Source organism: Rothia sp. ZJ1223, assembly GCF_016900985.1.
GTDB lineage: Bacteria > Actinomycetota > Actinomycetes > Actinomycetales > Micrococcaceae > Rothia.
The window spans coordinates 147,280-161,546 of record NZ_JAFEUT010000002.1 but is presented as its reverse complement, the minus strand read 5'-3'; the positions used below and the strand labels follow the sequence as shown (position 1 = coordinate 161,546).

At 52.7% G+C, this 14,267-nt stretch carries 14 protein-coding genes; 13 read left to right on the top strand and 1 reads right to left on the bottom strand.

From position 1 onward, the window contains the following. The first annotated feature begins 238 nt into the window (after positions 1-238). The 12 genes from JTP09_RS03105 (at position 239) to JTP09_RS03050 (ending at position 12,972) form a co-directional block, all read left to right on the top strand. Positions 239-2,113: a glycosyltransferase gene (locus tag JTP09_RS03105; protein ID WP_239478676.1), complete on the top strand. Its 1,875-nt coding sequence runs from the start codon at positions 239-241 to the stop codon at positions 2,111-2,113. A gap of 4 nt (positions 2,114-2,117) precedes the next feature. Then, entirely contained in the window at positions 2,118-4,010 is a 1,893-nt protein-coding gene (locus tag JTP09_RS03100; protein WP_204876889.1) for a nucleoside-diphosphate sugar epimerase/dehydratase, read from the top strand. Next, positions 4,007-5,026: a glycosyltransferase family 4 protein gene (locus JTP09_RS03095; RefSeq protein WP_239478674.1), complete on the top strand. Its 1,020-nt coding sequence runs from the start codon at positions 4,007-4,009 to the stop codon at positions 5,024-5,026. Before JTP09_RS03100 ends, JTP09_RS03095 begins: the two co-directional genes overlap by 4 nt. After that, complete coding sequence (locus JTP09_RS03090) at positions 5,019-5,486, top strand: hypothetical protein (RefSeq protein WP_204876887.1); 468 nt, start codon at positions 5,019-5,021, stop codon at positions 5,484-5,486. The genes JTP09_RS03095 and JTP09_RS03090 overlap by 8 nt, the downstream gene beginning before the upstream one ends. Positions 5,487-5,827: 341 nt before the next feature. Beyond that, a complete protein-coding gene (gene atpB, locus JTP09_RS03085; RefSeq protein ID WP_239478672.1) occupies positions 5,828-6,616 on the top strand; it encodes a F0F1 ATP synthase subunit A in 789 nt (262 codons plus the stop codon). 150 nt (positions 6,617-6,766) lie between these two features. Further along, positions 6,767-6,976 (top strand): ATP synthase F0 subunit C, encoded by a 210-nt coding sequence (gene atpE / locus JTP09_RS03080; protein ID WP_204876885.1) that lies wholly within the window; start codon positions 6,767-6,769, stop codon positions 6,974-6,976. Positions 6,977-7,025: 49 nt separating this feature from the next. Continuing rightward, positions 7,026-7,577 carry a F0F1 ATP synthase subunit B gene (locus JTP09_RS03075; RefSeq protein WP_204876883.1) on the top strand — a complete coding sequence of 184 codons (552 nt, stop codon included), beginning with the start codon at positions 7,026-7,028 and terminating at the stop codon, positions 7,575-7,577. Then, positions 7,577-8,389, top strand: coding sequence for a F0F1 ATP synthase subunit delta (locus tag JTP09_RS03070; protein WP_204876881.1), 813 nt, complete (start codon positions 7,577-7,579; stop codon positions 8,387-8,389). Before JTP09_RS03075 ends, JTP09_RS03070 begins: the two co-directional genes overlap by 1 nt. 170 nt (positions 8,390-8,559) lie before the next feature. Then, positions 8,560-10,185 (top strand): F0F1 ATP synthase subunit alpha, encoded by a 1,626-nt coding sequence (gene atpA, locus JTP09_RS03065; protein ID WP_204876879.1) that lies wholly within the window; start codon positions 8,560-8,562, stop codon positions 10,183-10,185. 84 nt (positions 10,186-10,269) lie between these two features. Further along, positions 10,270-11,196 carry a F0F1 ATP synthase subunit gamma gene (locus tag JTP09_RS03060; RefSeq protein WP_204876877.1) on the top strand — a complete coding sequence of 309 codons (927 nt, stop codon included), beginning with the start codon at positions 10,270-10,272 and terminating at the stop codon, positions 11,194-11,196. Positions 11,197-11,248: 52 nt separating this feature from the next. After that, positions 11,249-12,712: a F0F1 ATP synthase subunit beta gene (gene atpD, locus JTP09_RS03055; protein ID WP_204876875.1), complete on the top strand. Its 1,464-nt coding sequence runs from the start codon at positions 11,249-11,251 to the stop codon at positions 12,710-12,712. Between the two features lie 2 nt (positions 12,713-12,714). Beyond that, positions 12,715-12,972: a F0F1 ATP synthase subunit epsilon gene (locus JTP09_RS03050; RefSeq protein WP_204876866.1), complete on the top strand. Its 258-nt coding sequence runs from the start codon at positions 12,715-12,717 to the stop codon at positions 12,970-12,972. 94 nt (positions 12,973-13,066) lie between these two features. Here the strand turns inward: JTP09_RS03050 and nucS are convergent, their stop codons facing one another. Further along, on the bottom strand, positions 13,067-13,783 hold the full coding sequence (gene nucS / locus JTP09_RS03045; RefSeq protein WP_204876864.1) for an endonuclease NucS: 717 nt from the start codon (positions 13,781-13,783) through the stop codon (positions 13,067-13,069). A gap of 104 nt (positions 13,784-13,887) precedes the next feature. On the opposite strand from nucS, the gene JTP09_RS03040 reads away from it, so the two are divergent. Next, on the top strand, positions 13,888-14,199 hold the full coding sequence (locus JTP09_RS03040; RefSeq protein ID WP_204876858.1) for an ATP/GTP-binding protein: 312 nt from the start codon (positions 13,888-13,890) through the stop codon (positions 14,197-14,199). Positions 14,200-14,267 lie beyond the last annotated feature (68 nt).

Sequence of the window (14,267 nt, the reverse complement as noted above, 5' to 3'; positions counted from 1 at the left end):
TAAAAATAGGTGTGCTGCTTACTGATAAGCACTTTTGAGGTACACACCTATAACTGTGACACAGGAAGAGGCTAAAAACACGAAGATTTATCAGAGTCGGAGGGGACAAAGGTAGAAGTAGGCAACAAAGTCTTCTCTGACTTTCGGTAAACTTACCTAAGATAGTCGTCTCTCGCCGCACCTTCATAGTGGAGGGTGCTGCGAGCTACGAATTTTCAGAAAGGCTCTGTTCTCTTCGATGAATCAACTGCAACCGGCAGTGTCGGTCACTTCAAGCACCCGCAACGTCATGACTGCCCCCGATCGTGTGGTCGCCGTAGTCGTGACCTACAACCGCCTTAACCTGCTGCGCTTGACCCTGCAAGGCATCGAAAACGGTGCGAAGGTGCCTGATGCTGTTGTCATCGTTGATAACGCTTCGACTGACGATACTCCTTCTTTCTTGGTTAACCTTGAAACGTCTCTCACTGTTGATGTGGTGCGACTCGATGAAAATACCGGTGGTGCCGGGGGTTTTGCAGTGGGCATCGATAGAGCGCTGACACGACACCAGGCTGATCTCGTGTGGGTGATGGACGACGATACTGAACCGACCGAAAATACCTTGAGCGAATCGTATGCAGCCTGGTACAACTATGCCCCGGTGCGTTTGCAACGTCCTGCAGTTGTTGCCTCAACGGTGGTGTGGGATAACGGCCAAGAGCACCCTATGAATACTCCGCGCACTATGTTCGCAGCGGGGGAACAGCGCCACCGTCGCGCTCAAGCTGTTGGCGCCCGTCCCATTCGCTCTGGCTCCTTTGTCTCTCTGATGATGGATGCTGCCGTCATGCGCCAGTACGGGTTACCGCTGGCTGACTTCTTTATCTGGAATGACGATTTTGAGTATTCCACCGCGCTGATCCGCCACAGCAACGGAATATCTGTCGAAGGATCAGTGGCTAAACACCACACCAAAACCTTCGGTACCACTAACGCTGCCCCCGGCCCGCGTTTTTACAATGACGTGCGTAATAAGCTCTGGGTCTTTACCCGCCGCCGCACCCTCAACCCCCTTGAAAAATTCTTGTACGGGGGATCCACTGTACGTCTGTGGATGAGTACCATGCTCAACACCACTGACAAAAAAACCTACGGTGGGTACCTGGCTCAGGGAATCAAGGACGCGCTGATTCGCTTTCGCAGTAATGAGCAGGTTCTGCACAACCTCTATAGCTTGGAATCCACCCACCCCGTAGAACTTGCCCCGGTGGCAACAGACTTTACCGTGCTCATGAGTGTTTACCGTGCCGATACCGCTGAGCAACTTGAAGAATCGCTTCGCTCAAACCTCGTGGAACAAGAGCTCAAGCCTGCCGAGCTGGTCCTTGTTCTCGACGGGCTCCTTGCCCCAGACGTAGAAGCAACCATCGACCGCTGGATGCACAGCTCCCAGCAGGGGAGCACCTGCCCTATCACTCTCGTCCGTCTGACAGAGAACGCAGGTCTAGCCGCAGCCCTGACCGAAGGATTGCGCTACTGCAACCACGACATCATCGCGCGAGCGGATGCTGATGACGTCTCAACCCCGCAGCGTTTCTCAACACAGATCCCGCGTATCGCCGCGGGTAACCTAGCGGTGTTGGGCGCGTCCATGCTTGAATTTGAAAGCACCACTAGCACCGATCAGCCTGTGCGCCAAGCATGCACCGGGGTGCAAAATATTCGCAGGGTGCTGCGCTCGCGCAACCCCATCATGCACCCCACCGTCGTTTTCCGTAAAAGCGCGGTGGAATCAGTGGGCGGGTACGAACACGTGACAGGTGCCGAAGACTACTGGTTGTGGGCACGCTTGAGTATGCGAGGCTATCGTCTTGATAATCTGGCTCAACCTTTGGTGCGCTACAGGGTCGGAGCCGGCGCCTATGAGCGCAGGGGTGGCACCGAAGCGCTGCGAAAAGACTTCGAACTTCAACATCGCCTTTACACCGGAGGATTCCTCACAGGAATTCAAACCGCCAAAAACTTGAGTGTGCGTCTGGTTTACCGGGCGTTACCGGTTGGTACTCGAAAGAACCTGTACCGATCAATGATTGGTCGTTCATTTGCTTCTACTTTCAGGAAGGGAGGGTAAACACATGGAAACTACCAACACAACAACCCTGCCCGTGGTAAATACCGGTTACGAGCGTAAGAAATGGTGGCAGTACGTTCAGATTGCCTTGGACTCGCTGTCATGGAGCCTTGCCCTGCCCCTGGGATTCTTCCTGCGTTATGGCGGTCAGCTGGAGCAGATTAACCCCACCGGTATCACCGTTGTGGTGCTCACCGCTATCATTGTGCAGATTGGGCTGGGCGCGCTTTTCGGTCTTTACCGCGGACGCTACTCCTACGGGTCATTTGCCGAGGGCAAAATTCTTTACCCCGTCACCCTAGCGGTTACGGTCTTCATGCTACTGGCGCTCTTGCTTTTCGCCTGGCACATTAGCGTGCCCCGTTCTGTCATTCTTATTGCCTTCCCCTTTGCCTTGCTGCTGATGATGGTCATGCGCTATCTCAAACGCATCGTTGAGGATTACACCAATCGTCCTTCTTACGAACATACTGAGCCGGTTATTGTCTACGGTGGCGGTTTTGTGGGTCGTTCTTTTGTTTCGAATTTGATGTCGGATTCAAAGTCGACCTACCGACCGGTAGCTATTGTCGATGATGATCCTTCTTTGCGTAATGCGCGCATCCAGTCTGTTGCTGTTATGGGTACTGGCAAAGACCTCGAGACCCTGGTCAAGCGCTACCATGCAACTAAGGTCTTTGTTGCAATGACCGATATCAAAGACTCGAAATTGAGCAATATTAGTCAGCGTATGCATGAGCTGGGTGTTGATGTGCACCGGGTTAAGAACATGATTTCTAATATTGCCGGTTTGAATGACGAGAGCGTTAAAGACGTCAACCGCCATATTCTTGAAGGTATTCGCGGCAAGATTGATTATCAGATTCGCACCGAAGACATCAAAGCCTACATTACGGGTAAGCGGGTGCTGGTGACCGGTGCCGGTGGTTCTATAGGTTCAGAGCTGTGTCGTCAGATTCATGAATTTGAGCCCGCTGAGCTGATGATGCTTGACCGCGATGAGACCCTTTTGATGGAGACCCGCTACACTATCTGGGGTGACTCCAACCTCAATGACCCCTCAGTGGTGCTGGCTGATATTCGTGATCGGGACGCGCTGGAGAAAGTATTTACTGAACGTCAACCTGAGGTTGTATTTCACGCTGCCGCTCTTAAGCACGTTACAGCGCTTGAGGCTTACCCCGAAGAAGCCTGGAAAACCAATACATTGGGCACCAAGAACGTACTAGAAGCTGCATCTAAGGTTAATGTTGAAGCTTTTGTTAATATCTCGACGGATAAGGCTGCTGACCCCACAACCGCTCTTGGTCAGTCAAAGTTGAGCGCCGAGATGCTCACCGCATGGTACGGGGAACAGACCGGCAAACGCTATGTATCAGTACGCTTTGGTAATGTCTTTGGATCGAGGGGCTCTATTAAACCGCTCTTCACCCGTCAGATTATGGACGGCGGCCCGATCACTGTGACCGACCCTGACGCTACCCGTTACTTTATGCTGATTCCCGATGCTTGCCTGCTAGTGATGACAGCGGGAGCAATCGGTGCCCCCGGCGAAGTGATGGTGCTCGATATGGGAAAGCCTGTCAAAATCTACAGGGTGGCTGAAAACCTTATTCGAACTTACGAACGTTATGACGTGAACATCGCCGTGACCGGGTTGCGTCCGGGAGAGAAACGGGACGAGGTTCTGTTTGGTAGCAGCGAGGATTTCAGGGTGAGCGATAAGAACTCCTTTATCTCCCACACGCGCGCTATTCCGCTTGATCCTGAGCACTTAGATTACTCCAAGTGGTACAAGCACTATCTTGATGACCGCACCTACGGGCGTGACTCATCAGGTCAGCTTCACGCCCAAAAGATGGCGCACCGTACCGAAATATCACAGGAGCAATCATGAACCACGACATCATGACCTTAGCGGTACCCGCTGCGATTGCCGGTGTGCTGGGGCTTCTGCTTCCTTTCGCGGTGCGTCCTTTGTTGCACCGTTGGAACCTGGTTGATTTACCCACTGCCCGCTCTTCCCACACAACACCGGTTTTCCGTGGCATGGGGCTAGCAATTGCCTGCGCGGTAGCTATCGCCTTTTTTATCAGCCTGGTTCTGGGACTCGTGACGGTCGATCGCTCGATTGCGATCATTGTTTTAGCAGGCGCTATCGCATCGGGCATGCTTGGGTGGGGTGAAGACTTCCGCGGGGTGCCAATCATTGCTCGACTAGCGGTTCAGTTTTTGGTGGGCGCGGCAGTCACCATCGGTCTGACCCTGGTTTTGGGAACTTCTATCTGGTGGATTCCTTTGGGCGTTATTGCCGTCATTGCTTATATCAATGTCACTAACTTCATGGACGGTGTCAATGGTATTTCGGGCTTGCACGGTTTCATTGTGGGCGGAGTTTATGCCTACGCTGGTTACAGCACTGATACTCGATGGCTCATGGTAGGCGGTGCCGCCCTTGCCGTCGGTTATCTTGCCTTCTTACCCTGGAATATTCGTACCGGTAAAAACGTCTTCTTGGGGGACGCCGGATCCTACTTCCTGGGTGGAGCCATTGCCTGTATGGCGGTGGGTGCTTTTCTCTCGGGCATCTATGTTGAGTACATTCTCTCGCCGCTGCTCATTTACTTAGCAGATACCGGCACTACTCTCTTACGCCGCGTCCTCCGCGGAGAACAGTGGTACAAACCCCACCGTTCGCACACTTACCAACGTCTTACAGACTACGGCTTTAGTCATGTGGCAAGTGCTCTATTAGTCAACGGCCTATCGTTGGTTGTCTCTGTCATCACAATTGTGGCGTTGCCTTTTGAAACGCAGCAGGCGCTGGGCGCCGGGCTGGTGGTTTTGATTCTGATTGGTTTTTACCTTGTCCTCCCATACCTTCTCAAGCGTCGGGCGGAGAAACATGAGTAAGGCATCACAGCGTACTAGCTACGATTCTGATATTCCGTGGTTACGAATTTTTCGCGAGGTCAGTAAATATTTCCTGTGGGTAGTAACAGGAGGCTTAATCCTTGCTATTATCGTAGATGGTATCAACGCGGCTTTAAGTTTCGGCTTGGGGGCTGCGCTGGTCTACATCTGTTTTGCAGTTGGAATCGTGGTTGTCATTGTTGCTGGGCGTCGTTCGATGTCTGAGGCAGTAAGGGCGCTGATGCTGGCATACGTCGCGAAAGTAACCTTCTTGGGGCTTGTGTTGCTGACAGTGCCTGTTCCCGATTACTTAAGAAACAACTGGCTTGCTGTAGGCGCCCTCATCGCAGTGGTGGTTTGGCTCAGTGTGGAGATGAAAACAGTCATGGGTATGAGAATCTTATACTTTGATGCCCATGATGGCTCTCACTCGATTGACGCACAAGCAAGAAAGAGATAGATGAAAAAACCGAATAATCAACCCCGAAAATCCGATTTGAGATCACCCGGTCAACTTGTTGCTGGGGGAGGGCTATCGGGTGCTGTTATGACACTTATCTATGTCGTAATCGGGATTGCTTTCTGGAGTTTGGTAGGCTTTGTCCTCGATAGGCTCTTTAGCACTCATTTTTTTATCTGGGTAGGAGTTCTCTTAGGAGCCGTTGGCGGTTTCTACTTGGTGTACTACCACATGACCCACACTCAAGAACGAGAAAAATAATTTTCTCTGACATAACTTGATAAAACTTACAGCTGTCTGCTCTGGTAACAGCAGCATGCGTAGCAGGAAAGGAACTTGCCTTGATTTCAAACGGGCTAGTAGTAGCGGCATACACCCCGCCCACTGTGGATGATATGCATCTACCCGATTTCTTCCAGATTGGTTCGTTTGGCTTCGGCAAGCAGATGCTGCTGGTGCTGCTCTCGGTCGTCATTGTTGCTGGCTTCTTCATGTGGGCTGGACGCAAGCGCGCAATGGTGCCTTCACGCGCACAGTTCCTAGCTGAATCGGGTTACTTGTTCACTCGTAACTCCATTGCTAAGGAAATGATTGGCGTACACCACTTCAAGCCCTTTGTTCCCCTGCTCTTCACCTCATTCTTCTTTGTCTTGGTGAACAACCTTTACGGTTCAATTCCCGTCCTTCAGCTTCCCAGCTTCTCGCACGCTGGTAGCGCTTACGCACTTGCTGGCATCGCCTACATCTCGTGGATTGTCGCCGGTATCAAGGCAAAGGGCCTGGGTCAGTTCTTCAAGGATATGACCATGCCTTCAGGCGTTCCTCCGTTGCTACTTGTTATCTTGATTCCGATTGAGCTGTTGTCAAACCTGGTGATTCGCCCTGTCACTCACGCTCTGCGTCTGTTCGCAACCATGTTCGGTGGTCACATCGCTTTGATGGTTGCCTCGTCGCTGACTGCCTACCTGGTCACTGAGGTAGGTGGCGCCACCGCAGTAGTTGGTCTGGCATCAGGCTTCCTGGGTATCTTCCTCTTCTTCCTGGAGCTTATGATTCAGGTTATCCAGGCATACGTCTTCACCCTGCTCTTCGCGGTCTACATCCAGGGCGCAGTCGCTGAAGGTCACTAAATAAAGATTTTCTCGCGAGAAACCTTTTTCGTGGAGAATAAAGCAACCCGTCACCCGCGGGTCAACAAACCCTCAAAACTACATCTAGAACACAACACATACAGTGTCATGAAGACACAACAGTTCTAGATGCAATCGAAAGGAAACACAATGGAAATCGCTGGTTCATTGAGCGCAATTGGTTACGGTCTTGCAACCATCGGTGGTGGCATTGGCGTAGGCATCATCTTCGCAGCTTACTTCACCTCAGTAGCTCGCCAGCCCGAGTCGCAGCGCACCTTGCAGCCCATGCTGTTCGTTGGCTTCGCGCTGGTTGAAGCACTCGCAGTTCTCGGTTTCGTGCTTGCACTGATTAGCTAGTCTGATTAGCAAACACGTCCACACCAACTAGAGAACAGGAAAATTCCCCATGTCACATTTGATGGCAGCTGCAGAGGGTCACGCTAACCCCCTCTTTCCCAACCCTTGGGAAATCGCCATTGCCGCCATTGGGTTCCTGCTGCTCCTTGGCATCGTCATCAAGTTCGTTGTCCCGATGTTCGAAAGAATTTATCAGGACCGAAAAGAAGCTATCGAGGGCGGTCTCGCCAAGGCTGAAAAGGCCCAGGCTGAGGCTGCAGCGGCTCGTGATGAGTACAACCAGCAGCTCGAAAGCGCTCGTCTGGAAGCTCAGAAGATTCGTGAAGAAGCTCGTGCAGAAGGCGAAGCTATTCTTGCAGACTTCAAACAGCGTGCAACCGTTGAAGCTACCCGCATCACCGATAACGCTCAGAAGACTATCGAAGCAGAACGCGCAGCAGCGTTGACCTCACTTCGTGCTGAGGTTGGCACCCTGGCAACAGTTCTTGCAGGCAAGATTGTCGGCGAATCCCTGAACGACGATGCACGCTCAAACCGTGTAGTAGATCGTTTTCTTGCTGACCTTGAAACCGAACAGCAGAGTGTAGGTGCTACTCGGTAATGACAGGAGTATCGACTGAATCACTGAAAAAGGTTGAAGCAGCGTTGCAGACAAATGCCTCGCAGCATGCCGCTTCACTGGCTGAGGAACTCTTCGCAGTCGTTGATGTTATCGACCGCGATGGCACCTTGCGTCGAGCACTAATTGATCCTTCCCGCGAGATTGAATCTCGCACTGGAATCGTCAAAGCAGTCTTTGCAGGCAAAATCTCAGACTCCGCTTTGAACGTTGTGGCTGAAGCAGTATCACAGCGTTGGAGCGAAGAACGAGATTTGGCAGATGCTCTTGAAACCGTAGCAACTTTGTCAGCAGCTATTGCTGCAGAGTCACGCGGGGGAGTTGAGGCACTGGAGACAGTCGTCAACAACCTGCTGATCTTCATCAACACTGTGAACACTTCGGCTCAGGCTCAGGAAGCACTCGTCGATGGTCGGGCAAGCAATGAAGCAAAAAAGAAGCTGGCGATTTCACTGGGCGGCACCAACGTTGCCCCTGAATCTCAGCTTCTGCTGGAACGTGCTGGCGCGCGTCCGCGCGGTCTCACAGCAGCCCGCGTCGCACAAAAGTTCGTGGAAATCATCGTCAAGCGTCAAAACCGCTGGATCGCCCGTGTTACCGCGGCGCGTCCGCTGTCTGAGGCTCAGATCGTGAAGCTCCAGAACGCACTGAACAAGGTATACAACAAGAACCTTAAGCTCGATATCACTATCGACCCCGCGGTTGTTGGTGGTCTTCGTGTTCAGGTCGGAGACGAAATTGTAGACGGTACCGTCTCAACCAAACTTTCTGAGCTCGATCGCGCAGTAGCGTAACAAACGCATCTGTCTTGATGCAGACGGTGATTTAGTAGATACAACGGTTTGTTCTCGACCGGTTAGTGGATAATCACCAACCCGTCAGAGAACACTCACGCAAGATTCGGTCTGTGTATACCGTTGATAAAACCGTATACCAGCCACAAATTAGGAGAGCAGGACACAAGATGGCCGATTTGACCATCAACGCCGATGATGTCCGTAATGCGCTGAATGACTTCGCGGCGTCTTACGAACCCGGCAACGCAGAACGTGTTGAGGTAGGTCGCGTTGCAACCGCATCAGACGGTATCGCACGTGTTGAGGGCCTTCCCTCAGTAATGGCTAATGAGCTGCTTCGCTTTGAAGACGGCACTTTGGGCCTGGCACAGAACCTTGACACCCGTGAAATCGGTGTAATCGTCCTTGGCGATTTCACCGGTATCGAAGAAGGTCAGGCAGTTCACCGCACCGGTGAAGTACTGTCTGTACCCGTAGGTGACGAGTTCCTCGGTCGTGTAGTTGACCCCCTCGGTCAACCCATTGACGATTTGGGCCCCATCAAGGCTGAGGGACGCCGTGCATTGGAACTCCAAGCACCCGGTGTTACCCAGCGTAAGTCAGTTCACGAACCGCTCCAGACCGGTCTCAAGGCAATCGACGCCATGATCCCGATTGGTCGCGGTCAGCGTCAGCTGATTATTGGTGACCGTCAGACCGGTAAAACCGCAATTGCGGTTGACGCGATTTTGAACCAGAAAGCTAACTGGGCTTCAGGCGACGTCAACAAGCAGGTTCGTTGCATCTATGTTGCAGTGGGTCAGAAGGCATCAACTATTGCCGCAGTACGTACCACCCTTGAGGCGCAGGGCGCTTTGGAGTACACCACCATCGTGGCGTCTCCTGCATCCGATGCTGCAGGCTTCAAGTACCTGGCACCTTACACCGGCTCGGCTATCGGCCAGCACTGGATGTACGGTGGCAAGCACGTTCTGATTATCTTTGATGACCTGTCAAAACAGGCAGAAGCCTACCGTGCAGTGTCACTGCTGCTCCGCCGTCCTCCGGGTCGTGAAGCATACCCCGGCGATGTCTTCTACTTGCACTCTCGTTTGCTTGAACGCTGTGCAAAGCTCTCAGACGAGCTGGGTGCAGGTTCTATGACCGGCTTCCCAATCATTGAAACTAAGGCAAACGACGTTTCAGCCTTCATTCCGACCAACGTTATTTCGATTACCGACGGTCAGATCTTCTTGCAGTCAGACCTCTTCAATGCAAACCAGCGCCCCGCAGTAGACGTGGGTATCTCGGTGTCACGCGTTGGTGGTGCGGCTCAGACCAAGGCAATGAAGAAGGTTTCAGGTACCTTGAAGCTCGAACTTGCTCAGTACCGCGCAATGGAAGCATTCGCTATGTTCGCATCTGACCTTGATGATGCCTCAAAGCAGCAGCTGACCCGTGGCGCACGTCTGACTGAGCTTCTGCGTCAGCCCCAGTACACCCCCTACGCGGTTGAAGAACAGGTTGTTTCAATCTGGGCTGGTACTTCAGGTCACCTGGATCACCTCGAGGTCTCAGACGTTCTTCGCTTCGAAGAGCAGTTCATCGACCACCTGCGTCGTACCACCAACGTTCTCGACAACATCGGTGCAACTGGTAAGCTCGAAGACGCTGATAAGGATGCACTTGAGGCGGCGGTTGCTGAGGTCAAGCGTGACTTCCGCTCAGAGGGTTCAAGCCACCTGGTTGATGCGGGTCATGAAGAGTTCAAGCCGGTTTCAGACGCAGAAGTGTCACAGGAAACCATTGGTTAGCGATTAGTTTCTGAAAAATAAGCTTTCGGGCTTTGTCGAGAAATCTCAAAGCCCGAAAGCCTACAGAAACAGAAAGGAAGCTTCATGGGAGCCCAGATTAGGGTTTACCGTCAAAAGATTGCTTCAACATCGTCGATGAAGAAAATCTTCAAGGCGATGGAGATGATCGCAACCTCACGCATCAATAAGGCTCGTCGTAACGCTAACGCCGCTAGCCCCTACGCAAATGCTTTGACCAAAGCGGTTACTGCTATCGCAACTCAGAGCTCAATCTCGCATCCGCTCATCAACCAGAGCGTCAACTCCCGCCGGTCGGCAGTGTTGGTTCTGACTTCTGATCGCGGCCTTGCAGGTTCTTACTCAGCCTCCGTGCTGAAGAAGACTGAAGGTTTGATTGAGAAGTTGCGTGGTGAAGGACGCGAGGTTCAGCTGTATCTTGTAGGTCGTAAGGCAAAGTCATATTTTGATTTCCGCGAGCGTTCCTATGAGAAGGCGTGGGAGGGTAACACCGATGCGCCCGAGGTCCAGACCGCAGTTGATATTCGTGATGCGTTGCTTGAAGCCTACGCTCGTCCCTTTGAAGAGGGCGGCGTTGACGATCTTCACATCGTGTACACCGAGTTCATCTCAATGGTTACCCAGGAAACCAAGATTCTGCGTCTGCTGCCTCTGGCAGTGAGCGATGCCCGTTCAATGGGCGAAGAAATCGTTCCTGGTCACCGTCTTGAAGATGATGAGTTCAAGCAGAACTCAGCCTTCGACTTTGAGCCCAACCCGCAGAATGTACTCGATGCGCTGATGCCTCGATACATCGCGTCTCGCCTTTACGCTTGCCTCCTTGAAGCAGCAGCATCCGAACTGGCATCTCGCCAGCGCGCGATGAAGTCAGCGGGCGATAACGCTGATGAGCTCATCAAGAAGTACAAGCGACTGATGAACAACGCTCGTCAGGCTGCGATTACTCAGGAGCTGTCAGAAATTGTGGGTGGCGCGGACGCGCTGGCCTCATAACCTGAAACTACCTCAACAACAAACTTTAATCTCAACCAGGTAAGTGAGAGAAATGACTGCCACTTTGAATGAATCGGCTACCCAGCCGACTGGCGGCGCTACTGGTCGCATTGCCCGTGTTATCGGGCCTGTGATTGACGTAGAATTCCCCGCCGGTCAGGTTCCGGGTATCTACAATGCACTCACCGCTGACCTCACCGTCAACGGTCAGACCCGCAAAATTACTTTTGAAACCGCACAGCACCTCGGTGATTCACTGGTTCGTGCGATTTCACTGCAGGCTACCGACGGTCTCGTCCGCGGTCAGCACGTAGTAGATACCGGAGCACCTATCACCGTTCCCGTGGGAGATGCCGTCAAGGGTCACATCTTCAACGTTCTCGGTGACGCATTGGATGTTTCCAACGATGAGATCAAGGCTGATACTTACTGGCCGATCCACCGTTCAGCACCTAACTTTGCTGATCTTGAAGGCTCCACTGAAATGTTGGAGACCGGCATCAAATCCATCGACCTTCTGACCCCTTACATCAAGGGCGGTAAGATTGGTCTGTTCGGTGGTGCTGGTGTTGGTAAGACCGTTCTGATCCAGGAAATGATTACCCGTGTTGCTCGTAACTTTGGTGGTACCTCAGTGTTCACCGGTGTTGGTGAGCGTACCCGTGAAGGTAACGACCTCTGGGTAGAAATGGAAGAGGCAGGTGTTCTTAAAGACACCGCACTCGTCTTCGGCCAGATGGATGAACCCCCTGGAACTCGTCTGCGCGTTGCGCTGACCGGTCTGACCATGGCGGAGTACTTCCGCGATGTTCAGAACCAGGATGTTCTGCTCTTCATCGACAACATCTTCCGCTTTACTCAGGCGGGTTCTGAGGTCTCAACCCTTCTGGGTCGTATGCCTTCAGCTGTGGGTTACCAGCCCAACCTGGCTGACGAAATGGGTCTGTTGCAGGAACGCATCACCTCAACCCGCGGTCATTCGATTACCTCGATGCAGGCAATTTATGTGCCTGCGGATGACTACACCGACCCGGCACCTGCAACCACCTTCGCACACTTGGATGCAACCACCGAGCTCAACCGTGACATCGCGTCCCGTGGTCTGTACCCCGCGATCGACCCCTTGACCTCGACCTCACGTATTCTTGACCCCCAGTACATCGGGCAGGAACACTACGACACCGCTATTCGCGTCAAGGCGATTCTGCAGGAAAACAAGGAACTCCAGGACATCATTGCGATTCTTGGTGTTGACGAGCTTTCCGAAGAGCAGAAGGTCGTTGTGTCACGTGCACGTCGTATCGAGCAGTTCCTCTCACAGAACACCTACACTGCTAAGCAGTTCACCGGTGTTGAGGGTTCAACTGTTCCGCTCAAGGAAACCATCGAGTCCTTCCAGATGATCTGTAACGGCGATGTGGATCATATCCCCGAGCAGGCCTTCTACAACATCGGTGGTATGGACGACGTCATGCGCCGTTTTGAGGAACTCAAGGCACAGACTGGAGCTAAGTAATCATGGCTCTCAAGGTAGAAGTTGTATCACGCGAAGAAACCGTGTGGACCGGCGAAGCTAAGTATGTTCGTGCTCGCACCACTGAGGGCGACATGGGTATTATGACTGGTCACGTTCCTACCTTAGCTTTGCTTGCTGAAGACGGCGAATTGTTGGTTGAAGCAATGAACGGTGAGAAGTTTACTGCTCGCCTGCACGAGGGTTTTTTGACGGTGTCAAATAACCGCGTGACTATTGCAGCAACCGCGGCGACTGTCTAGTCTCTGACTAAAAAATGAGCGGCACTTCCCTTTCAAGGGAAGTGCCGCTCATTTTGTGGTGTGTCTAAAAGTTACTGCCGTGGTGCGGGGAAAATTAGAAGAGTCGTGACTCCACATCGTCTACACCGCGCATAGCGTCGTAGTCCAAGGTCTGGCAGCGGATGCCGCGGTCTTCGGCAAGAGTACGGGCCTGTGGTTTGATGCGCTGGGCAGCAAAGACGCCCTTGACAGGACGCAACAGGGGGTCGCGGTTAAGTAGTTCCAGATAGCGGGTGAGCTGTTCAACACCGTCAATATCACCGACGCGCTTGAGCTCGATAGCAACGGTAGCGCCGTTGGCGTCCTTCGCCAGAATATCGACAGGACCAATAGCGGTGGGGTACTCCCTACGAACCAGGGTGTGACCTGCGCCGAGTACCTCGATTTGCTCAGCCAGTAGGCGCTGTAAATCAGCCTCCACACCGTCTTTAATCAGCCCGGGGTCAATACCAAGATCGTGTTTGACCTCCTCAAACTTCTCGTAAACCTTAATGACGAGCCTGTCATCGGTTTTTGCCGCTTGTACACGCCAAAGCTCAATGACTTCAGCATCAACGTCCTCACCAATTTCGGTGTCCTCAAACTCTTCGCGAGTGGCGATATGAAGACGCGCCGGTGGGCTCATCCAGTTGAGCGGCTTATAAGAGCCGCCGTCTGAGTGAATAAGCACCGAGCCATCATTTTTCACCATAAGTAGGCGCTTGGCACGGGGTAGGTGGGCGCGCAGGCGACCTTCGTAGTCTACGGAACATGTTGCTATTACTAGTTGCACCGTTCAACTCTAACGCACGGGTATTGAGCAGCTCTAGTTCATGCGGGGTAATCTCAGCTACCCGCTGCTACCGAGCGGTAAAAAAGTATGGGAAAATGTTCAGCATGCCCAGAAGATCACCCAAGCCGCGCTCGTCCTCTAACCTGAGCAAATGGCAGAAGCCAAGACCTACTGGTGGGCGCGATATCTCGCGTATTCTCGACCCCCTGCCCACAGTGGAATCTGCCTGGGATGGAGACTGGTTTATTGCTCACATTCCCGCAGTCAATGCTAAGAAAACCTATAAGTGCCCAGGATGCAATGGTTCCGTTAAACCGGGTGTTGCACATTTGGTGGCGTGGCAGGAAGATCATCTTTTTGGTGAAGAGCGCCGTCACTGGCATCAAAAATGTTGGAATACCCGCCGCAAATACTAGGTGCTCGGTATAAATACTTGTGAAAACGCGTCCTTGCTGGTTGGAGCAAGGACGCGTTTTTTACGGAT